Here is a 19,789-nt window from a genome sequence, read left to right as displayed (position 1 = left end):
CGCGGTCACTTCCGCTTCGAGCGCGGGGCGCGGCTGGGCTGCTGCCGACCCGAGGACGAGCTGGGCCCGACCGGACGCGACTGGGTCGGCGCCGTGCGGCCCCGGCCGAGGGCGTCGCTCTGCGGGGCGGTACGCCGACGCGCGGGCTGGTCGTCGTAGCCCTCGTCGTACTCGTCCTCCTCGTCGAGCACGGCGATGCCGCCGCCGTCGCGCTCCGGGTCCTCGGAGACCGCCATGTCGTCGGTGAAGACCGGCACGGTGGCGTAGGGGTCGACGGCGTTGCGAGCACGGGCCTTGGCGCGGCGCTCGGCGAGCACGACCTCACTCTCACCGGACTTCAGGTGCACCAGCACGCGCGGCGCGAGGAAGATCGAGGAGTAGACGCCGACGGCCATGCCGACGAACTGGCTGAGCGCGAGGTCCTTGAGCGAGCTCGCGCCGAGCAGCGCGGTGCTGGTGAAGAGGATCGCGCCGATCGGGATGAGCGCCACGATGCCGGTGTTGACCGAGCGCACCAGCGTCTGGTTGACCGCCAGGTTGGCGGCCTGCGCGTAGGTCTGGCGGTTCTGGCGCATCTGGTGGGTGTTCTCCTTGACCTTGTCGAACACCACGACCGTGTCGTAGAGCGAGAAGCCGAGGATGGCCAGCAGACCGGTGACGGCCGCGGGCGTGACCGGGAAGCCCGAGAGGGCGTAGACGCCGATGGTGATGACGATGTCGTGGACCAGCGCGACGAGCGCGGCGAGCGACATCTTCCACTCGCGGAAGTAGAAGCCGATGAACAGCATCACCAGGACCAGGAAGACCGCGACGCCGATCGCGGCCCGCTGACCCACCTGCTGGCCCCAGCTGGCGCTGATCTCGTCCTGGGAGATCTCCGCCGTCGGGCTCACGGTGGCGTCGATGACCTTGACGACCTCGTCGCTGGTGGCCTGCGGGATCTCCTCGACCTGCACCAGGAGCGTGTCGCCGGCCGTCGTCACGACGGGGTTCTCGACACCCTCGATGCCGGCGTCGGCGACGGCCTCGCGCACCTTGTCGGCGTTGGCCTGGGTGACCTGGCCGGCCGCCAGCGGCACGCGGTACTGCGTGCCGCCGGTGAACTCCACGCCGAAGTTGAGCCCCTTGACGACGACGACCACGATCGCCAGTGCCACGAGGACCGTCGACACGGCGTACCAGAGCGCACGCTGGTGGACGAAGTCGATCGACTTGCGACCGCCGTAGAGGTCGTTGCCGAGACGCGAGAACTTGCCCATCAGGCCTTGCCTCCAGCCGGTGCCGAGGTACGTCGGGCCGCGGGTGCGGCGGGACCGTCCATGCCGAGGGTCTCGCGGCTGAGCCCGGAGAACCGGGAGCCGGAGTTGAAGAAGTGGAAGCGCGCCAGCCAGGACACCATCGGCTTGGTGAACCAGAACAGGATCGCGAGGTCGACCAGGGTCGAGAGACCGAGGGCGAACCCGAAGCCCTTCACGGCGCCGGTCGCGAAGATGTAGAGCACCGCAGCCGAGAGCAGCGAGACGACCTGGGCGGCGAGTCGCGTGACCTTCGCGCGCTTCCAGCCGGTCTCCACCGCGACGCGCATCGTCTTGCCCTCGCGCATCTCGTCGCGGATGCGCTCGAAGAAGATGATGAAGGAGTCGGCGGTGACACCGACGGCGATGATCAGACCCGCGATGCCGGGCAGCGTGAGCGTGAAGCCGGCGGTCTTGCTGAGCAGCAGCACGAGGGCGTAGGTGAGCGCAGCGGCCGCGAGCAGCGAGCTGACGACGACCAGGCCGAGGCCGCGGTAGTAGATCAGGCAGTAGATCAGCACCAGGCCGAGACCGAAGGCGCCCGCGATCAGACCGGCACGCAGCTGGTCACCGGCGAGCGAGGGGCCGATCGTCTCGGTCGAGGGGTCCTCGAAGGCGATCGGCAGCGCGCCGTACCGGAGGCTGGTGGCGAGGCTCTGGGCGCTCTCCTGGGTGAACCCACCTTCGATCTGCGGCTGGCCGTTGGTGATGAGCGCGTTCATCTGCGGCGCGGAGATCACCTGCCCGTCGAGGACCACACCGAACTGCTTGTCGGTGTTGACGAGGGCCCGCGAGATCTCGGTGAACGCCTTGGTCCCGGCGCCGTTGAAGTCGAGCTGGACGACGTAGTTGACCTGGCTCTGCGGAATGACGGCGTCAGCCGAGTCGAGCTCGCTGCCCTCGATCATCGCGGCGGAGAGGAGGTACTTCGTCGCGACCTGGGCATCCGGGTCCCACTGGCACGACACGAGCGGCTTGGCCGGGTCGTCCTCGACGTTGACCGGGCTGCCGTCCTGCGGGCAGGTGAAGGCGTTGTAGGCGTCGATGGCCGCCTGGTTGGGGGCGTTGATCCAGGTCAGCGGGTCGGCGACGTCCGGGCCGCCGTCCGGCGCGGGGATCGGCGTGTTGGCCTCGTCCGTCGTGCCGGCCGTGGCGCCGTCGCTCGGCTCGGTCGAGGCCGAGGCGGACGCGGATGCGGAGGCGCTCGGCTCGGCAGACGGGGACGCCGTCTCGCTGGCCTGGTCGCTGGTGGCGTAGCGCGCCGGCGCCCGGTTGGCGGACCCCGAGGGGGTCGCGGCGTCGGACGCGGCACCCGAGGTGGCGTCGGACGGAGCCGAGCTCGCGTCGGTGCTCGGCGCGGCGTCGGAAGGACCGGTGGTGGCGTCGGCACTGGGGGTGGCGCTGGGGGCGATGACGCCCGCGCCGGGATCCGTGGTGGTGTCCGAGCCGGGGACGGTCGGGTCGGTCGCGGTGGCGCCGCCGGCGCACAGCGTGGGGTCGAGGTCGGAGCAGGCGACGACGCGGAACCGGAGCTGCGCCTGCCGCTCGACGGTCTCGGTCAGGTCGCGCCGGCTGTCGCCGGGGATCTCGACGACGATGACGTCACTGCCCTCGGCGACGACCTCGGCCTCGGAGACACCGGAGCCGTTGACGCGCTGGTCGATGATCGAGCGCGCCTCTTCGAGGTTCTCCGAGGTCGGGTTGCCCTTGGCGATGAGGGTGATCCTGGTGCCGCCCTGGAGGTCGAGACCGAGCTCGGGCTTCCACGTACCGGTGAGCGCGACCAACCCGAAGGCGATCGCGAGCCCGATGAAGAACGAGACGAGCGTGCGTCCCGGTCGGGCGGTCCTGCGGGCCATCAGCTCTCCTCCGAGACGTCGTTCGCGACACCGGTGTCGTCGGTGTCGTCGGTGTCGTCACCACGCACGACCTGGCCGATCGCGGCGCGCACCACCCGGATCGTCACGCCGTCGGCGATCTCGATCCGGGCACCGCCCTCGTCGTCCAGGGAGCGGATGGTGCCGTAGACACCGGAGGTCAGCACGACCTCGTCCCCCACCCCCAACGACGACTGCATGCTCGCGAGTTCCCGTTGGCGGCGCTGCTGCGGACGGATCAGCAGCAGCCAGAAGATGAGGGCCAACCCGACGAAGGGCAGCAGCGCGGCGAGGTCTTGCACGACGGGGAAGTCTACGGGCGGCGCGTGACCCAGGCCGCATCGCGGGGTACCGGCCTCGGCCTCCTGCAGCCTCAGTGTTCGTTCCCCATAACAAGACACTATGTTTCGGCTACCTCGCTGCTGCGCTGGTAGGCGCACGATACGAAGCGGCCAGCTATCAACGCTCCTTCGCGCTAACTCTTCGCGCTAACTCATAGCCAACACGCTAGATCTGACGTCGTTCAGGACCCGCTGTTTCCGAGCACAACGGCCGCGCGGAACTGAGTTCCGCGCGGCCGTCTGAGATGGACAAGGTCACCCCAAGGGGAACGACTTGTTGCATGTCGGGTCGCTGAGCGACTTGTCAAATACGAACTTGAATGCAGCGCCGCCCGTCCCCCGGTAGTAGTTCGTGCTGAGCAGCGTGTGCCACCCGTTATCTTGCACACCGCTACCGGTAGAAGCGGTCTTGGTGGGTGTGGTCGCGTAGTCGTACCAGACGACGTTCGCCTTGTTCCCTCCGCTGTTCGAGCCCTTGTCGATTCGATACTCGACGGAGTAGACGGTCCCCGCGCTCGCTGTCGACGTGGATGTGCGGATGTACCCCGTGAAGCCGCCGGCGCTACAAGACGAAGTGGTTGTTACCGCGGCGTAGGCGGGCGTAGCGAACCAACCCAGACCCGCGGTGAGTGCCAGAACAACAATGACTTTCAAGACCCGAGACATGAATTCACCGTTCTAGAGGAGAGGCTTGCGACCGACAGCATCCTCGCCCAAAAGTACGGTGTCAATCACTCCTCGAAGAGGGGGACCTCGGCCACCGGTGCCCCCTGGGGCACCCGCAGGCCCAGGTGTGCCCATGCGGCCGGTGTGGCGATCCGACCGCGCGGGGTGCGGGCGAGGAAGCCCTGGCGCACCAGGAAGGGCTCGGCGACCTCCTCGACCGTCTCGCGCTCCTCGCCCACCGCGACCGCGAGGGTCGAGAGTCCGACGGGGCCGCCGCCGAAGCGGCGGCAGAGCACGTCGAGCACACCGCGGTCGAGCCGGTCGAGGCCGATCTCGTCGACCTCGTAGAGCTCGAGGGCGGCCTGCGCGACCTCGAGCGAGACGACGCCGTCGGCGCGCACCTGCGCGAAGTCGCGGACGCGGCGCAGCAGGCGGTTGGCGATGCGTGGGGTGCCGCGCGAGCGCGAGGCGATCTCGGCGGCACCGTCGCCGGAGACGGGTACACCGAGCAGCCCGGCCGAGCGGTGGACGATGCGGTCGAGCTCGTGGGGCTCGTAGAACTCGAGGTGGCCCGTGAAGCCGAACCGGTCGCGCAGCGGCCCGGGGAGCAGACCCGCGCGGGTCGTCGCGCCGACCATCGTGAACGGCGGGATCTCGAGCGGGATCGCCGTGGCCCCCGGACCCTTGCCGATCACGACGTCGACCCGGAAGTCCTCCATGGCGAGGTAGAGCATCTCCTCGGCCGCCCGCGACATCCGGTGGATCTCGTCGATGAAGAGGACGTCACCCTCGTTGAGCCCCGACAGGATCGCGGCGAGGTCGCCGGCGTGGGTGAGCGCCGGGCCGCTGGTCAGCCGCAGCGGGCTGCCGAGCTCGGAGGCGATGATCATCGCCAGCGTCGTCTTGCCGAGCCCGGGCGGCCCGCTGAGGAGCACGTGGTCGGGGGCCCGCTCGCGCAGCCGGGCGGCGTCGAGCACCAGGGCGAGCTGCTCGCGCACCCGCTGCTGGCCGACGACCTCATCGAGCGAGCGCGGGCGCAGGGCCGCCTCGACGGCCCGCTCGTCGGGCTCGGCGTCGGCGGTGGTCAGGCTGTGCTGGCTGCGCTGGCTGGGCTCGGCCACCGGCTCAGGCCCGGCTCAGCGTCTGCAGCGCCGCGCGCATCAGGGCGCCGACGTCCGGTCGGTCGCCGGCCTGGTCTGCCACGGCGTCGACGGCCCGCTCCGCCTCCCGCGCGGGCCAGCCGAGCCCGGTGAGGCCCTGGTGGACCTGGTCGCGCCAGGCGTCCACCGGCGCCGGTCCGCCCGAGCGCACCACCCCCGTGGCGGGGCCCAGGCGGTCGCCGAGCTCGAGGATGATGCGCTGGGCGACCTTCTGGCCGATGCCGGGCACCTTGGTCAGCGTCTTGACGTCCTGGGCCGCCACGGCGGTGCGCAGGTCGTCGGGGCTGAGCACGGCGAGCATCGCCTGGGCGAGCTTGGGCCCGACTCCCCCGGCCGTCTGCACCAGCTCGAAGACGGCCTTCTCGTCGTCGTCGAGGAAGCCGAACAGCGTCATCGAGTCCTCGCGGACCACCATGCTCGTCGGCAGCGTCGCCACCTGCCCGGTGCGCAGGGTGGCGAGCGTGCCGGGCGTGCAGATCAGCTCGAGGCCCACGCCGCCGACCTCGAGCACGGCGCTCGACAGGGTCACCTGGGCCACCGGGCCCTTCACGAACGCGATCATCGGCCTGCCTTCTCCAGAGCTTCCTCGATGCGGCGCCGGGCTCCCCCGCGCCAGATGTGGGTGATGGCCAGCGCCAAGGCGTCGGCGGCGTCGGCGGGCTTGGGCGCCGCGTCGAGGCGCAGGATGCGGGTCACCATGAGCCCGACCTGCGCCTTGTCGGCACGGCCGTTGCCCGACACCGCGGCCTTGACCTCGCTGGGGGTGTGCAGCGCGACCGGCAGCCCGCGCCGGGCCGCGCAGACCATCGCGATCCCACTGGCCTGGGCCGTGCCCATGACGGTCGAGACCGCGCTGCGGGCGAAGACCTGCTCGACGGCGACCGCCTGCGGACGGTGCTCCTCCAACCAGGCGTCGATCGCGCGCTCGAGGTGGACCAGCCGCTGCGGCGTGGACTCCCCGGTCGGGGTGCGGATCACGCCGACATCGACGAGGCGCAGGGGTCGTCCGACCTCACCCTCGACGACGCCGACACCGCACCGGGTCAGGCCGGGGTCGATGCCGAGCACGCGCATGGGTCTCCCTCTCGTCCGAACAGGTGTTCGCACGAGCACGCTATCCCGCAGGCGCTCCCGCGACCGCGCAGGACACGCGGGCCCACCGCTGGTTGAGGAGGTCGCGCTGGCGACCGTCTCGACACCACCACCGCCGTGGGAGTGGTTTCGAGACCGGACTCCGTCCTTCCTCAACCACCGGGCCGGCAGGACGTCGTCCTTCCCCGACCACCGGTGGCGGGCTCCGAGCACGCCTCAGGCGTCGAGCGACTCCATGACCTCGCCGGAGACGTCGTAGTTGGCGTAGACGTTCTGCACGTCGTCGAGGTCCTCGAGGGCCTCGACGAGGCGGAACATCTTGGTCGCGGCGTCCTTGTCGAGCTCGACCTGCATGTCGGGGACGAACGACGCCTCGGCGGAGTCGTAGTCGATGCCGGCGGCCTGCAGGGCCGTGCGCACGCCGACCAGATCGGTCGGCTCGGAGACGACCTCGAAGGCCTCACCGAGGTCGTTGACGTCGTCGGCACCGGCGTCGAGGGTCGCCTCGAGGATGTCGTCCTCGGCGAGGGTCTTGCCCTCCTGGTCGGCCGGCACGACGACGACGCCCTTGCGGTGGAAGAGGAAGGAGACCGAGCCCGGGTCGGCGAGCGAGCCGCCGTTGCGGGTCATCGCGGTGCGGACCTCCATGGCGGCGCGGTTCTTGTTGTCGGTGAGGCACTCGATGAGCATCGCGACGCCGCTGGGGCCGTAGCCCTCGTACATGATCGTGGTGTAGTCGGCGCCGCCCGACTCCGCACCGGAGCCGCGCTTGACGGCGCGGTCGATGTTGTCGTTGGGGACCGAGGACTTCTTGGCCTTCTGGATCGCGTCGTAGAGCGTCGGGTTGCCGCCGGGGTCTCCCCCGCCCATGCGCGCGGCGACCTCGATGTTCTTGATGAGCTTGGCGAACATCTTGCCGCGGCGGGCGTCGATGACGGCCTTCTTGTGCTTGGTGGTCGCCCACTTGGAGTGGCCGGACATGGCTTACCTCTTCCCAACTACGACGTGTGGACGGCGACGAGGTCGACGAACATCCGGTGCACACCGGAGCCGCCCGCCACCTCGGGGTGGAACGACGTCGCCATCAGCGGTCCTTGACGGACCATGACGATCCTACCTGCGCCGTCGTCCGGCGCGCTCGCGTCGTCCGGCCCCGTGGCGGCCTCGGTGCGGGCCAGCACCTCGACCCCCGGCCCGGCCGACTCGACCCACGGGGCCCGGATGAAGACCGCGTGCACGGGGGCGTCGAGACCGCGCACGCTCACCTCGCGCTCGGAGGAGTCGACCTGACGCCCGAAGGCGTTGCGGCGCACCGTGACGTCGAGCCCACCGAGGGTCTCCTGGCCGCGCTCCCCGTCGAGCACCCGGTCGGCGAGCAGGATCATCCCGGCGCAGGTGCCGAACGCCGGCATGCCGGACGCGATCCGCTCGCGCAGCGGCTCGAGCAGTCCGAAGGTGCGGGCGAGGCGGATCATCGTCGTCGACTCCCCGCCCGGGATGACGAGCCCGGCCACCCCGGCCAGCTCGCGCTCACGGCGTACGGCGACCGCGCGCACGCCGAGCGAGTCGAGCACGGCGACGTGCTCGCGCACGTCGCCCTGGAGGGCGAGGACGCCGATCGGTGGGGCCACCCCGGGATGGTAGGCAGCGCCTCGCCGGCGCTCAGCGCCGGGCGCGCACGAGGAGCCGGTGGCGCCACACTGTGACGGCGGCGACGCCCGCGGCGAGGAAGAGAGGAGCGAGCTCGAGGTGCGCACCGCTCGTGTCGTGGATCAACGACGACGCCAGCACGCCGGGCACCGCGACGAGCACCACGATCGCGACCACGCCGACCCTCGAGCGGACCACCGCGCACTCCTCGCTCCCGCGCGGCCGGGTGCCGCGACAGGACCAGCGAAGCGGATCGGCGAGCACCCGCAGGCGTGATCGAGCGCGGCTCGACCGAACGCCGTAGCAGGTCTGCCCGGCCGGGCGCGGCATGACCCGAACGGGCCAGGGAGCCCGGTCAGACCCGGCTCACACCCGGCTCAGGGGCCGCGCGTGACCGGCTCGCCCGGGGAGCCGCCGATGCGGGCGCCGTGCGGGCGACGGCCGACGAGGAGGCGGGGGCGGTCCCGGTCGCCAGGCGCTGACGACGGCCGGCGCCAGGCAGGCGACGACGATGAGCACCCACACCCACGGGGGTACGGCGGGCCGCAGGTCGAGCTGCAGCCGCCCGGCCTCGACCACGGGCGCGACGACGCCGGCCTGACCGGGTCCGAGCTCGACGTCACCGCCGACCGCCGAGGCGAGGCGCACCGGCAGGAGCCCGGTCGAGACCAGCCGCACGCTGGGGACAGCGCCGGCCGACGCCGGCGCGGCCGGCCCGAGCTGCTCGACGGCGGTCAACGGCTGGTGCACGACCATCGCCGCGGTCAGGGTGAGGGCCGCGCCGACCACGGCGAGCGGCAGCTTGCCGCTGCGGCGCACCAGCGCGACGACGATGGCGGTCAGCAGGCCACCGGCCAGCAGCACGGGAGTCGCCTCGACGAGGCGTCCCGCGCCGGGCCAGGCCCACACGACCCGCCCGACGAGGTCCTGCTCGTCGACGCGCCACTTGTCGTCGCCGCTGAGGTCGCCCCGGGTCTCGAAGGTGCCGTCCTCGAGCAGAGCGCGCACCCGGTGGCTGTAGACCGGCCCGTCGACCACGCCGGGCCGGTGGAAGGTCACGACGTCGCCGACCCGCAGCTCCTCGACCGTGGCCGGCCGCACCCACAGGAGCGTGCCGACCGGGGCGGCCGTGCCCATCGACGGGCTCTCGACGCGCTCCCAGTGCCCGCCCGTCACCCGGAACAGCACACACGACGCGAGCGCGGCGAGCACCACCGCGAGGGCGGCGAGCTCGAGCACCAGCGCGGGGCTGCGTCGCCGGGGCGGGCCGGGCCTCACGGCACGACCACCGCGGAGTCGGCGCTCGCGAACCGGAACGTCTGCGTCCACCCGCTGCCGGCGGCGCCCGCCACGACCCTGTAGGTCAGCGGCACCAGCAGCCGCAGGCCGGCGACGTAGGCGTCGGCGCCGCTCGCCCGGGCGACGCTCAGGGTCGAGGTCTGCGGTGCGCCGGGCCCGGGGACGGCCGCGACGGCGTACGCCGTCCCCGCGGCGACCGTCGAGGCGGGCAGCGACGTGAACGCCGTGGCGGCGGGCGAGGCGAAGGTCCAGGTCAGCAGCGTGAGCGCGCAGGGCGAGGTGGTGCCGATGACGGGCTGCGTCCCGGTCCAGGTCGTCGTTCCGGTGTCGTCGAGCACCCAGTGGTCGGTGGCGCCCGTGGCGAAGGTGTTCATCGCGGTCTGGTTGGCCGGGTTGCTCGCCGGCACGGCGGGTGCGTTGCCGCCGGCGAAGACCACGAAGTTCGACAGCGACCCGGTGAAGTAGGCGGGCGTCGACACGGCGCCCCAGCCGACGTGCCAGTAGCCGGTGGTGGTGACGTACTGGACCACGACCGCGTTGAGGGCCTGCTGCTGGGCCGCCTGCTGCCCGTCGACGAAGACCGTGGTGGTCAGGGTCAGGCCCGACACGACCATGGTGACGTAGGCGAAGTGCCATGAGCCGTCGGCGTACGACGCCGTCGTGGTCGCCGGGGCGGGCTGGAGCAGGTTGAGCCCGCGCAGCGCCGTGAAGGTCAGGCGGCCGTCGGTGCCGAGGCTCAGGGTGCGGTCGTCCTGCCCCGACGTCGCGGTGTCGGTCGGGCTGGCGTCGAAGCTGAAGAGGGTGCCGCCCTGCCCGGACGCCGCACGGAACCAGATGCCGTAGCCGTAGCGCCCGCCGTTGACCGACGTGCTGGTCTGCGACTGCACCGAGGCGGCGTACGCCGGTCCGCTCGGCGAGGTGCCCAAGGTGATCGCCGAGCCGGCGCCGTACGGCCCGGTCTGGCGGAACTGCACGGAGCGGCGCGGCACCATCGGGGCCGAGGGCGCGATCCGGTCGGCGAGCTGGACCGTGCCGCACGACTCCCCGCGCACCGTGGCCGAGATGCCGGCTGCTGCTGTCGTCCCCGCGTTGCTCACCGACCCGGAGCCGACCAGCGAGCCCGGGCAGGCCTGCGGCGCCGCCAGCGTGGAGGTCACCCCGGCCGCCTGAGCACAGGCGCCGCCGCTCGAGCCGGTGACGGTGAAGGCCAGCGTGCCGGTCCGGGCTCCGTTGGTCTGGTTGGTGACGACGCCCCTCGTCCACGCGCCCAGCGCGGGTGAGGTGCTCGTCCACACGAGCAGGAGCAGGGCGACCGCCGCTGCGGCCGCCCCCGCCCCCGCCCGGTGCCGACGGTGGGCGAGCCTCAGCTCAGGGTCCACACGAGGGGCTGCGAGACGACGATGCCCTGGTCCGCGACGCTCGCGTTGGCGTTCAGTGCGACGGTGAAGCGGCAGGTCCAGGAGGCGCCGGGACCGGCCCCGAGGGCCGTGTGGGTCTTCTCGGTCAGGGCCGAGGGCGGACCGGCGGCGTAGGTCAGATCGCTCCACAGCTGGGCGCCGTTGTAGGTCGTTCCGTTCGAGCAACTCATCGCCACGGTGAGCTCGCCGGTCGCCGTGCAGAGGTTGTTGACCGGCGGGGTCGCCGCGGCGTTGGCGGTCGGCGTCTGGGTGCAGGTGCCGGGGGTGAGCGTGAACGTGCTGCCCGTCGCCGCGCCGGCGTTGGAGAACGTCACGTCGAAGGTGCGGCTGTCACCCGGGCTGAAGGGCGTGGTCGTGCCGCCGTACTTGTTGATCGTGGCGCAGGTGTAGGAGTTGGCCGCGCCCTGGCTGCTGTAGCAGTCGGCGGCGCCGTTGGACTCCTTGAGGATCAGCGCGTTGGCCGTGGCCACCGAGTTGGTGCTGTTGGTGACGATCGCCGACGTCCAGGCCGAGAGCGTCCCGTTGACGCCGAGCACCAGGACGATGGCCGCGACGGCGCTGGCCGCCCAGACGAGCGGCAGGAAGCGACGCCGCGGGCGCGTGGTCTGGTCGAGGTGGTGGGGACCGTCGGTGACGCGCGCGCGGTCGTTCAGGTCGTGCAGGTGGTTCGACATCGGGGAGGGCAACCGATCTGAGAGGGAGGACCGCCGGTGCGGTCATCTGACAGATGCGTGGTGCCGTGTCGCGTGTGTGCCGGTGCCCGTGCAGGCCGCCCCGTCGAGGGCTCCGGCACGTCTGACGACAAGCCCCCCGGACACCTCGACACCCCCAGGATAAATGCTCCCGGGGGTGTCGAGAAGGGATTTGTCAGGTTTTGTTTGACAGACTCACCAGCCGCGCTCGGCGAGTCGGTGCGGCTGCGGGATCTGCTCCACGTTGAGTCCGACCATGGCCTCGCCGAGCCCGCGGGAGACCTTCGCGACCACGTCGGGGTCGTCGTGGAAGGTGGTCGCCTGCACGATCGCCTCGGCCCGCTGGGCGGGGTTGCCCGACTTGAAGATGCCGGAGCCGACGAAGACGCCCTCGGCGCCGAGCTGCATCATCATCGCGGCGTCCGCCGGGGTGGCGATGCCGCCGGCGGTGAAGAGCACCACCGGGAGCTTGCCGGCGCGAGCGACCTCGGCGACCAGCTCGTAGGGCGCCTGCATGTCCTTCGCAGCGACGTAGAGCTCGTCGGGGTCGAGCGCACCGAGGCGGCGGATCTCGCGACGGATCGTGCGCATGTGCGTGACCGCGTTGGAGACGTCGCCGGTGCCGGCCTCGCCCTTCGAGCGGATCATCGCTGCGCCCTCGGTGATGCGGCGCAGGGCCTCGCCGAGGTTGGTCGCACCGCAGACGAAGGGCACGGTGAAGGCCCACTTGTCGATGTGGTTGGCGTAGTCGGCCGGGGTCAGCACCTCGGACTCGTCGACGTAGTCGACGCCGAGCGACTGCAGCACCTGCGCCTCGGCGAAGTGGCCGATGCGGGCCTTGGCCATCACCGGGATCGAGACCGCCTCGATGATGCCGTCGATCATGTCCGGGTCGCTCATGCGCGACACCCCGCCCTCGGCGCGGATGTCGGCGGGCACGCGCTCGAGCGCCATGACGGCGACGGCGCCGGCGTCCTCGGCGATCTTGGCCTGCTCGGCGGTGACGACGTCCATGATGACGCCGCCCTTCAGCATCTCCGCCATCCCCCGCTTGACGCGGGTCGTGCCGGTGGCGGGAGCCTCGTGCGTGTCGTGCTGCGCGTCCTGCTGTGCGTCGTGCTGGGTGCTCATGCTGCAGACGTTAGCGCCTGCCTCCGCACCAGCAGGATCCGCTGCACGACGGTGATCGTGGACAGGGCCGCGATCAGCCACAGCGCGATCTCGTAGAGGATCGGCAGCCCCAGCAGGTCGCCGAAGAACGTCGGCACGAGCAGCCCCACGAGCCGGTCCGGCCGCTCTGCCAGACCGGTCTTGGCGTCGAAGCCGAGCTGCTCGCCCTTGCTCCGCGCGTACGACGTCACCGCGCCCATCGACAGGCAGACCAGCGAGAGCACGAGGTAGAGCCGCGACTCGGCCTGCCAGGCGAAGAACATCGCCATCGCGCCGAACAGCGCCGCGTCGGCGACCCGGTCGAGGGTCGAGTCGAGGAACGCGCCGAACAGGTCGGTGCGCCCGACCTTGCGCGCCATCGCCCCGTCGACGAGGTCGCTGAAGACGAACGCCGTCACCACCAGGACGCCCTGCCACAGCCAGCCCTGGGGGAAGAACACCAGCGCCCCGAGGGAGACCCCGAGGGTGCCGACCAGGGTCACCACGTCGGGGCTGACGCCCAGGCGGATGAACAGGTTGATGAAGGGGGCGAGGGCCTTGCCCTGCCAGAAGGCCTTGAACCGGTCGAGCACGACCGACGAATCTACTGCCAGGCCGCCGCGACGAGGTCGCGGGTGTCGGAGAGCAGCTCGGGCAGGGTCTTGGTGCGCCCGATGATCGGCATGAAGTTCTGGTCGCCGGGCCAGCGCGGCACCACGTGCTGGTGCAGGTGAGCCGCGATGCCCGCGCCTGCGACCTCGCCCTGGTTCATCCCGATGTTGAACCCGCCCGCGCCCGAGACCGAGCGCAGCACCTCCATGGCCCGCTTCGTCAGCTCGCCGATCTCGACCATCTCGGCCGGCGTGGTCTCGTCGTAGGAGGCGATGTGGCGGTAGGGGCAGACCATCAGGTGCCCCGGCGAGTAGGGGTAGAGGTTGAGCACGACGAACGCGAGCTCACCTCGGTGCACGACGAGTCCGTCGGTGTCCGACAGGGTCGGGATCCGGCAGAACGGGCACTCGCCCGACGAGGCGTCGCTCGGCTTGTTCTCGCCGCGGATGTAGGCCATCCGGTGCGGGGTCCAGAGGCGGTCCAGCGCGTCGGGCTCCCCCACGCCGTCCTGGCGCAGCTCGTCGCTGCTCATCCGGCCGCTCCGTCCAGGGCCCCGTCGAGCTGGCCGTCGAGCTGGCCGAGCAGCTCCTCCACCGGCACGTCGGGGTCGAGCACGACACCGCGCTCGCTCGCCATCCCGGCGATCTGCAGCCAGGTGGCCTGGGTCAGCAGCGTCACGAAGGTCTCCTGGGAGGGCCCGGCCTCGGGCCGCGAGAGCCAGCGCCGGGTGGAGGTGAAGACGCCCCCGACGAGACCGAAGACGAGCGGGTCCAGGGCGGCCGTCTCCTCCTCGACGAGGCTGACGCCGAGGACCTCGACGCCGATGTGGAAGAGCGCCTCGATCTGGCCCGCGATCTGCTCGACCGCCTGCTCCATCTGACCCGGCGCCGCGCCGGGCGGGTCGGCCTGCGCGAACTCGTGGATCGAGGGGTGCGCCGCCGCCCACCCGACGTACGCCGAGACGATGCGGCGCACGATCTGCACCGGCGTCCCCTCGAACGACAGCGCGGGCAGCAGCTCGGCGCGCAGCAGCTCGAGCGCCCTCGCCTGCACCGCGCGGTCGAGGTCGGCCCGATCGGCGAAGTGGCGGTAGACGACCGTCCGGCTCAGCCCCGCACGCTCCGCGATCTGTTGCACCTTCACCTCGTCACCCGCCGGGGTCTCGGAGAACACCGCGATGGCAGCGTCGAGGATGTGCTGGCGGCGCGCCTGGTTGTGGCTGTCCCAGCGCAGCTGCCGCCCGTCCTTCTTGCCCGCCATCCCGAACGTCCCTCCTGAGGTCCGGGTCAGCCTATGCGGACCGCCAGTTCCACCGGGTACCCGGTGAAACTCACGCTTCCCCTACGAAGTTTCAGCCGGTCAGCGTGAGTTCCGTCCGGTCAGGAGACCTCTCACCCGACGGGACGGGTGGGCGTGCGGTGAGGACGCCGTCCCGAGGCCTGCATCGAGGTCGTCGAGGAGGGCGCCGACGGTCTCCTGGGCGCACGCCTTGTTGGTGCCGAGGAAGCCGGTCGGGCCGCGCTTGGCCCACCCCGTGACGTAGACGCCGGGCCGCACCCGGCCGCGCTGGTGGGCCACGGGGGCCCAGTCCTGCCCGATCGCGCCGACGACCAGGTCGGTCTCCACCACCGACCCGTCGGCGAGGCGTACGCCGCGGGCCCGGTCACCCCCGGTCACCTCGGTGACGGGCGAGTCGAAGCGCAGCACGATGCGCGGGCGACCTGGCGCGGGGCGACGCTGGGCGAGCTCGGTGAGCAGTCGCGACCGGACGCCGCTGCCGGGTGCGGGGAACGGCTCAGGGACGGGCGCAGGGCCGGACTCGAGCAGCACGTCGACCGGGTCGGGGCGGGAGGGATCGGCGAGACCGACGAGGCCGACCAGCTCGGGCGTCGTGAATGCCGCCGCGTCGACCCCGCGCCGCCCGAGCACCAGCACCTCCCGCGCGCCGACCATCGGCCCGACGAGCAGCCGGGCCGCGTCGAGCGCGACGTTGCCGGCGCCGATGACCACGGCCCGGCCGCCGTCGACGGCCACGAGCTCGGCGGCGAGGTCGCGTCGGGCGGGGTGGGCGTTGGACCACTCGGCGAGCGCGGTCGCGCCCAGGACCCCCGGCAGGGAGTCGCCCGGCACGCCGAGCCGCCGGTCGGCCGGCGCCCCGGTCGCGTGCACCACCGCGTCGAAGCGCGTCTCGAGCTCCTCCGGGGTCACGTCGCGACCGACCTCGACACCGAGGTGGAGTCGCAGTCCCGGCTGTGCGGTGATCTGCTCGAAGAGCCGCGCGACCCGGCGGGTCTCGACGTGGTCGGCGGCGACCCCGAAGCGCGCCAGCCCGTGGGGCACGTCGAGCCGCTCGAACACCTCGACGTCGATCTCGGGGTGCTTGAGCAGCTCGTCGGCAGCGTAGAGCCCGGCCGGCCCCGCCCCGACCACGGCGACCCGGAACGGGCCGGGTCGCCTCAGCCGACGCTGCCGCGGCACGAGGGCGACCGGGGTGCGGTCGCGGTGGGGGAAGACGTCGTAGTACTCCGCCGCCAGGTCGACGAACGCGCGCTGGTCCTCACGCAGCCGGGTGTCGGGCACGATGGCGCCGACCGGGCAGGCGGTCACGCACGCGCCGCACCCGACGCAGGTCTCGGCGTCGATGAAGACCATCTCCGCCTCCGCGAAGCCGGGCTCCCCCGGTGCCGGGTGGATGCAGTTGACGGGACAGGCGACGACGCAGGAGGCGTCGCTGCAGCAGGACTGCGTGACGACGTAGGCCACGACCGGTCGGCTCCGCGCCTCAGTGCGAGGCCGCGGCCGGCTCGCTGCGGAAGCGCGAGGCGCGACCGTCGATGCCGAGCACCCGCCACAGGAGCCGCGAGACGGGATTCATCATCCCGGTGCGCTGGGCGAGCATCCGCACGTCGGCGAACATCTCGCGCAGCGTCCGCCGCGACTCGGGGGTGCGCCAGTAGAGGTCGCGCACGACGTGGCGGGGCAGTCCCATGTCGCGACGGGCCTGGCGGCTCGGCTTCATGATCACGTCGCACAGCCAGCGCATGATGATCGGGAAGGCCAGCGACATCAGCACCCGCGAGGGGAACGACAGCTTCGGTGCGTTGTGCTCCAGGAACTGGTGGGCGAAGCCGATGTGGCGAGCCTCCTCGGCCACGTGGATCTGGATGATCCGGCGCTGGAGCGGGTGGATCTGCTCGTCGGCGCGCAGCACCGCCTTCTGCATGTGGTCGATCGGCTCCTCCCCGGCCAGCACGCCGACGAAGAAGCCGAACGGCAGCCGATGGGCGGCCAGGGGCAGGAACGGTGCCAGGAAGCGGAACAGGCGGCTGCCGCCCGCCACGTCGACCCCGACGCGGTTGACGAACTCCTGGAACATCTGGGTGTGGTGGCACTCCTCCGTCGCCTCGTGGGTGGCGTAGCGGAACTCGGGGGTGCCGTTGGGCAGGCGGAAGGCGAAGTTCATCAGCCCGGCGATCAGCACCTGCTCGAACTGGAGCCCGACCTTCACCACGTTGGCCTGGCGGTAGCGTCCGATCTCGATCTGGCGCTCGCGCGGGAGGGCGAGGTACCACGGGTGACGCCCGAGGACGTCGGCCTGCGGCAGGATCCACCGCCCGTCGTCGGCGGCGACCGCGAGGTCGGGGTCGTCCCACGCGATGTCGAGGAAGGCGTCGAAGTGCTGGGTCACGGACGCCTCGGAGAGGGTCCGGAGGTTGTCGAGGTACGCCGCGTCGCGGGCCCGGCGGTCGGCCGGGTCGTGCGGGGCGGGCTCCTCGACGACATCGCGCTGCGCGAGGGGGGACGTCGGCGTCGCTGTCATGGACCGAGGTTAGTGCGACACCATGTCCGGCATCAAGGGTTTGCGCGACACGGCGTCACAGGTGTCGCGCGCAGGGCACAGCGGCGAACGCCACGACGGACTCCGCGACGGGCGGGTCGACGGGCGGGTCGACGGGCGGGTCGACGGGCGGGTCGACGGACTCAGTGACGGGCAGGGCGACGGACTCCGCGACGGGCGGGGCGAGCGGTGCCCGCCCCCGCCCGTCGGTGGACCCCCCTGGTCCCGGAGCGGGCGCTCGTCGCTCGTCGTTCGTGTGACCCCCCAAGGCCACCGCCGACGAGCGGACGCGCCCGCAGCATCAGCGTGCCCGAGGCGCGACGTGCGCAGCAGTGGGAGGCGTCTGGACTTGCCCGCGCCCTCTTTGTGATCCTTCACAGGTGCCGGTCCGTCCCACGCCCCCGACCGAGCCGGTCGGTTCCGGCTCGCAGCCCGGGCAGCCCGTGCTCGGCGGGATGGAGGCCAGGACGCTGCTGCGTCGCATGCGCCACGAGCTGATGGACGCGATCTTGGAAGAGATCACCGCCGAGGTCGCCTTCTACGCCGGTCTGCCGGAGGACGTGATCCGCGACGAGATCCGACCCGTGGCACAGTCCAACCTGCAGATCTTCCAGGACGCCCTGGACGGTCGACCGCTGACGGCGCAGGCGCGCCAGCAGCTCACGGACTCCGCCTACCGACGCGCCGAGGAGGGGTTCCCGATGGAGGTCGCCCTCAAGGGCTACCTCGTGGGTGCCCGGGCGGCGTTCGAGCTGGTGAGCGCGCGCGCCTCGTCCGACGAGATCGACGCGCTTCGGCTGCTGACGCGGCGCCTCATCGACCACCTCGCCGACGTGCAGTCGGTGCTCTGCGCGGCCTACCTCGACGAGCTCCGTTCGACATCCGGCTCCGAGCAGGCGCTGCGGGCCGGGCTCGTGCGAGCCCTCCTCGACGACGACGCGGTGGCCGTCGAGGGTGGGGCCCTCGCGGTCGGGGTCGAGCTGGCGGCGGAGTACGCCGTGGTGACCTTCGAGGTCGAGACCGGCGGCGGCCGCTCGTGGTCCGACGACCTCGAGGACAGGGCGGTCCCCGTCATGGCGCGAAGGTTCCTGCGCACGGTGCGCGGGGTGCTGCTCGACGCCGAGCCCGAGCCGCTGCTGCGCCTGGCGCCCAGCGGCGGCGTCGTCCTGCTCCCCCAGCGGCCCGGCAGCGACTGGACCGGCCCACGGACCCGGGCGCTGGTCGACCGCATCCAGGACGCCACCGGAGCCGCGCTGCGGGCGGCCGTGGCGACCGGGCCTCGCGGAGATCTCGGAGCGGCTGCCCACCTGACCCGCGAGCTCGTCGACCTCTCCACCGCGCTCGGGCTGCCGGCCGGGACGTACTGCCTCGACCAGCTGCTGCTGGAGTACCAGCTCAGCCGTCCCGGCCCCGGGGCCGACGCGCTGCGACGGCGCATGCTGCCGCTGACCGAGCACCCGGTGATGTGGCGCACCCTGCACGCCTACGTCGGCACCGAGCACTCCCGCCCGCGCACGGCGGCGCGGCTGTCGGTGCACCCCAACACCGTCGACTACCGGCTCTCGAGGGTGCGCGACCTCGTCGGCCTGGACGCGACGGTGCCCTCGGAGCTGGCGACCCTGAGGGCCGGCCTGGCGGTGCTGGGCGCTCCCGACCCGGCCGCCTCCTGATCGCGGCTGCTGCGGCGGCTCAGCGGGTCGTGGCGAACAGCTCCCCCAGCCGGAGCTCCGCGCCGGGGCAGGTGACGTTCTTGTCGCGGCCGTCCTGGACCCACTGTCCGAGCACGGCGGTGCCGCCCTGGATCGACCAGTCCGCGCCGCAGCGCGAGAGCGCCTCGGCCATCGAGGTCTGCCCAGCGGCACGCCACTCGGGGACGTCGCGCCCGGTGCTCTCCTGCAGGCTCAGGTCGCCCACCAGCTGACCCCAGATGTAGGGGGTGGAGTAGACGCCGATGGCGTAGCCGGCGTCGAGGTAGCCCTGGGCGGCACCGAGGACGACCTCGGCGTTGGCCCGCGGGTCCTGGGACCACTCGTAGTGCGGCACGTGCTCGACGTCGAGCCAGACGATCGGCGTCTGCAGGCCCACCGCCCGCATCGACGCGACGTTGAACGCCGCCTGCGCGCGACCGGCCTCAGCGAGCCCGCCGTGCTCGGCCTGTGCAGCGGCGTCGGGCCAGCTGACGACGGAGTACGCCGAGAGCAGGAGCCCGCGCTCGCGCACCCACGCGACCTGGTCGGCGAGGCAGGGGTTGGGCGTGAACCCGGGGCCGTTGGTGAGGCCGACGACGACGTACTCCGCCTCGGCGGTCGGCATCGGGGCGCCGTGGGAGACCTTGTGCTCGATCCCCATGCCGGCCGGGCACTGGGGCCAGCTGACGTCGGCCCCCAGCACCTGCTCGCCGGCCCGGGCGGTCGCGACCTCGCCCGCCTGCGACTGCGCGGCTTCGGCGAGCGCCGCGAGGGCGTCGTCGGAGGCGGGGCCAGGAGCAGGAGCGGGTGCCGACGCCGTCGGGGACGGACTCGGCAACGGACTCGGAGACGGCGCCGCGGCCGACGGCCCCGCCGCGCCGTCGTTCGTGTCGCGGGCCGTCGGCGTCGTCTCAGGCGCCTGCGGGGTCTCCCCCGACCCGCAGCCCGCGAGCAGCGCGAGCGACAGCAGTGCCGCCGCCCCCGCCGCCCGTCGGACCATGACCGCTCAGAC

At 72.4% G+C, this 19,789-nt stretch carries 20 protein-coding genes; 1 reads left to right on the top strand and 19 read right to left on the bottom strand.

Annotated elements, in window-relative coordinates:
* Positions 1-5 precede the first annotated feature (5 nt).
* The 18 genes from secF to GRQ65_RS14005 all read right to left on the bottom strand — a co-directional run bounded on the left by secF (position 6) and on the right by GRQ65_RS14005 (position 17,071).
* Positions 6-1,259, bottom strand: coding sequence for a protein translocase subunit SecF (gene secF / locus GRQ65_RS14090; RefSeq protein ID WP_160878607.1), 1,254 nt, complete (start codon positions 1,257-1,259; stop codon positions 6-8).
* Positions 1,259-3,154, bottom strand: coding sequence for a protein translocase subunit SecD (gene secD / locus GRQ65_RS14085; protein WP_160878606.1), 1,896 nt, complete (start codon positions 3,152-3,154; stop codon positions 1,259-1,261). Before secD ends, secF begins: the two co-directional genes overlap by 1 nt.
* Complete coding sequence (gene yajC / locus GRQ65_RS14080; protein ID WP_160878605.1) at positions 3,154-3,474, bottom strand: preprotein translocase subunit YajC; 321 nt, start codon at positions 3,472-3,474, stop codon at positions 3,154-3,156. Before yajC ends, secD begins: the two co-directional genes overlap by 1 nt.
* Before the next feature lie 770 nt (positions 3,475-4,244).
* Positions 4,245-5,300, bottom strand: a complete 1,056-nt coding sequence (ruvB, locus tag GRQ65_RS14075; RefSeq protein WP_160878604.1) for a Holliday junction branch migration DNA helicase RuvB — start codon at positions 5,298-5,300, stop codon at positions 4,245-4,247.
* 4 nt (positions 5,301-5,304) lie between these two features.
* Entirely contained in the window at positions 5,305-5,901 is a 597-nt protein-coding gene (ruvA, locus tag GRQ65_RS14070) for a Holliday junction branch migration protein RuvA (protein ID WP_160878603.1), read from the bottom strand.
* Positions 5,898-6,413: a crossover junction endodeoxyribonuclease RuvC gene (gene ruvC, locus GRQ65_RS14065; protein WP_160878602.1), complete on the bottom strand. Its 516-nt coding sequence runs from the start codon at positions 6,411-6,413 to the stop codon at positions 5,898-5,900. The genes ruvA and ruvC overlap by 4 nt, the downstream gene beginning before the upstream one ends.
* 234 nt (positions 6,414-6,647) lie before the next feature.
* Positions 6,648-7,412 (bottom strand): YebC/PmpR family DNA-binding transcriptional regulator, encoded by a 765-nt coding sequence (locus GRQ65_RS14060; protein ID WP_160878601.1) that lies wholly within the window; start codon positions 7,410-7,412, stop codon positions 6,648-6,650.
* 17 nt (positions 7,413-7,429) lie between these two features.
* The gene (pdxT, locus tag GRQ65_RS14055) at positions 7,430-8,062 is read right to left on the bottom strand and encodes a pyridoxal 5'-phosphate synthase glutaminase subunit PdxT (protein WP_160878600.1); all 633 of its coding nucleotides are present in this window, start codon (positions 8,060-8,062) and stop codon (positions 7,430-7,432) included.
* 31 nt (positions 8,063-8,093) lie between these two features.
* Complete coding sequence (locus tag GRQ65_RS14050) at positions 8,094-8,279, bottom strand: hypothetical protein (RefSeq protein WP_160878599.1); 186 nt, start codon at positions 8,277-8,279, stop codon at positions 8,094-8,096.
* A 168-nt stretch (positions 8,280-8,447) separates the two neighbouring features.
* Positions 8,448-9,359 (bottom strand): S26 family signal peptidase, encoded by a 912-nt coding sequence (locus GRQ65_RS14045; RefSeq protein WP_160878598.1) that lies wholly within the window; start codon positions 9,357-9,359, stop codon positions 8,448-8,450.
* Positions 9,356-10,759: a hypothetical protein gene (locus tag GRQ65_RS14040; protein WP_160878597.1), complete on the bottom strand. Its 1,404-nt coding sequence runs from the start codon at positions 10,757-10,759 to the stop codon at positions 9,356-9,358. Before GRQ65_RS14040 ends, GRQ65_RS14045 begins: the two co-directional genes overlap by 4 nt.
* A complete protein-coding gene (locus tag GRQ65_RS14035) occupies positions 10,744-11,472 on the bottom strand; it encodes a hypothetical protein (protein WP_160878596.1) in 729 nt (242 codons plus the stop codon). The genes GRQ65_RS14040 and GRQ65_RS14035 overlap by 16 nt, the downstream gene beginning before the upstream one ends.
* A gap of 213 nt (positions 11,473-11,685) precedes the next feature.
* Complete coding sequence (gene pdxS, locus GRQ65_RS14030) at positions 11,686-12,621, bottom strand: pyridoxal 5'-phosphate synthase lyase subunit PdxS (RefSeq protein ID WP_160878595.1); 936 nt, start codon at positions 12,619-12,621, stop codon at positions 11,686-11,688.
* Positions 12,618-13,232 (bottom strand): phosphatidylinositol phosphate synthase, encoded by a 615-nt coding sequence (pgsA, locus tag GRQ65_RS14025; protein WP_160878594.1) that lies wholly within the window; start codon positions 13,230-13,232, stop codon positions 12,618-12,620. The genes pdxS and pgsA overlap by 4 nt, the downstream gene beginning before the upstream one ends.
* A gap of 11 nt (positions 13,233-13,243) precedes the next feature.
* Positions 13,244-13,783 carry an HIT family protein gene (locus GRQ65_RS14020; protein ID WP_160878593.1) on the bottom strand — a complete coding sequence of 180 codons (540 nt, stop codon included), beginning with the start codon at positions 13,781-13,783 and terminating at the stop codon, positions 13,244-13,246.
* Positions 13,780-14,511: a TetR/AcrR family transcriptional regulator gene (locus tag GRQ65_RS14015; RefSeq protein WP_160878592.1), complete on the bottom strand. Its 732-nt coding sequence runs from the start codon at positions 14,509-14,511 to the stop codon at positions 13,780-13,782. Before GRQ65_RS14015 ends, GRQ65_RS14020 begins: the two co-directional genes overlap by 4 nt.
* 99 nt (positions 14,512-14,610) lie before the next feature.
* The gene (locus tag GRQ65_RS14010) at positions 14,611-16,014 is read right to left on the bottom strand and encodes an FAD-dependent oxidoreductase (protein ID WP_160878591.1); all 1,404 of its coding nucleotides are present in this window, start codon (positions 16,012-16,014) and stop codon (positions 14,611-14,613) included.
* Between the two features lie 19 nt (positions 16,015-16,033).
* On the bottom strand, positions 16,034-17,071 hold the full coding sequence (locus tag GRQ65_RS14005; protein ID WP_160878590.1) for an AurF N-oxygenase family protein: 1,038 nt from the start codon (positions 17,069-17,071) through the stop codon (positions 16,034-16,036).
* Positions 17,072-17,469: 398 nt separating this feature from the next.
* On the opposite strand from GRQ65_RS14005, the gene GRQ65_RS14000 reads away from it, so the two are divergent.
* Entirely contained in the window at positions 17,470-18,759 is a 1,290-nt protein-coding gene (locus GRQ65_RS14000) for an RsbRD N-terminal domain-containing protein (RefSeq protein WP_160878589.1), read from the top strand.
* A 19-nt stretch (positions 18,760-18,778) separates the two neighbouring features.
* On the opposite strand, the gene GRQ65_RS22175 is transcribed toward GRQ65_RS14000, so the two are convergent.
* Positions 18,779-19,777, bottom strand: coding sequence for a glycoside hydrolase family 25 domain-containing protein (locus GRQ65_RS22175; RefSeq protein ID WP_202388098.1), 999 nt, complete (start codon positions 19,775-19,777; stop codon positions 18,779-18,781).
* Between the last annotated feature and the right edge of the window lie 12 nt (positions 19,778-19,789).

Origin of the sequence: Nocardioides flavescens (assembly GCF_009823805.1) — a bacterium.
In the GTDB taxonomy this organism is placed as follows: domain Bacteria; phylum Actinomycetota; class Actinomycetes; order Propionibacteriales; family Nocardioidaceae; genus Nocardioides; species Nocardioides flavescens.
Note: the sequence above shows the minus strand (reverse complement) of the source record. Positions and strands in the feature narration are given on the sequence as shown.

Coding starts and splice junctions, on each gene's coding strand:
- secF (WP_160878607.1), bottom strand. CDS start 1,259: ATGGGCAAGTTCTCGCGTCTCGGCAACGACCTCTACGGCGGTCGCAAG.
- secD (WP_160878606.1), bottom strand. CDS start 3,154: ATGGCCCGCAGGACCGCCCGACCGGGACGCACGCTCGTCTCGTTCTTC.
- ruvA (WP_160878603.1), bottom strand. CDS start 5,901: ATGATCGCGTTCGTGAAGGGCCCGGTGGCCCAGGTGACCCTGTCGAGC.
- ruvC (WP_160878602.1), bottom strand. CDS start 6,413: ATGCGCGTGCTCGGCATCGACCCCGGCCTGACCCGGTGCGGTGTCGGC.
- GRQ65_RS14060 (WP_160878601.1), bottom strand. CDS start 7,412: ATGTCCGGCCACTCCAAGTGGGCGACCACCAAGCACAAGAAGGCCGTC.
- GRQ65_RS14035 (WP_160878596.1), bottom strand. CDS start 11,472: ATGTCGAACCACCTGCACGACCTGAACGACCGCGCGCGCGTCACCGAC.
- pdxS (WP_160878595.1), bottom strand. CDS start 12,621: ATGAGCACCCAGCACGACGCACAGCAGGACGCGCAGCACGACACGCAC.
- GRQ65_RS14020 (WP_160878593.1), bottom strand. CDS start 13,783: ATGAGCAGCGACGAGCTGCGCCAGGACGGCGTGGGGGAGCCCGACGCG.
- GRQ65_RS14015 (WP_160878592.1), bottom strand. CDS start 14,511: ATGGCGGGCAAGAAGGACGGGCGGCAGCTGCGCTGGGACAGCCACAAC.
- GRQ65_RS14005 (WP_160878590.1), bottom strand. CDS start 17,071: ATGACAGCGACGCCGACGTCCCCCCTCGCGCAGCGCGATGTCGTCGAG.
- GRQ65_RS22175 (WP_202388098.1), bottom strand. CDS start 19,777: ATGGTCCGACGGGCGGCGGGGGCGGCGGCACTGCTGTCGCTCGCGCTG.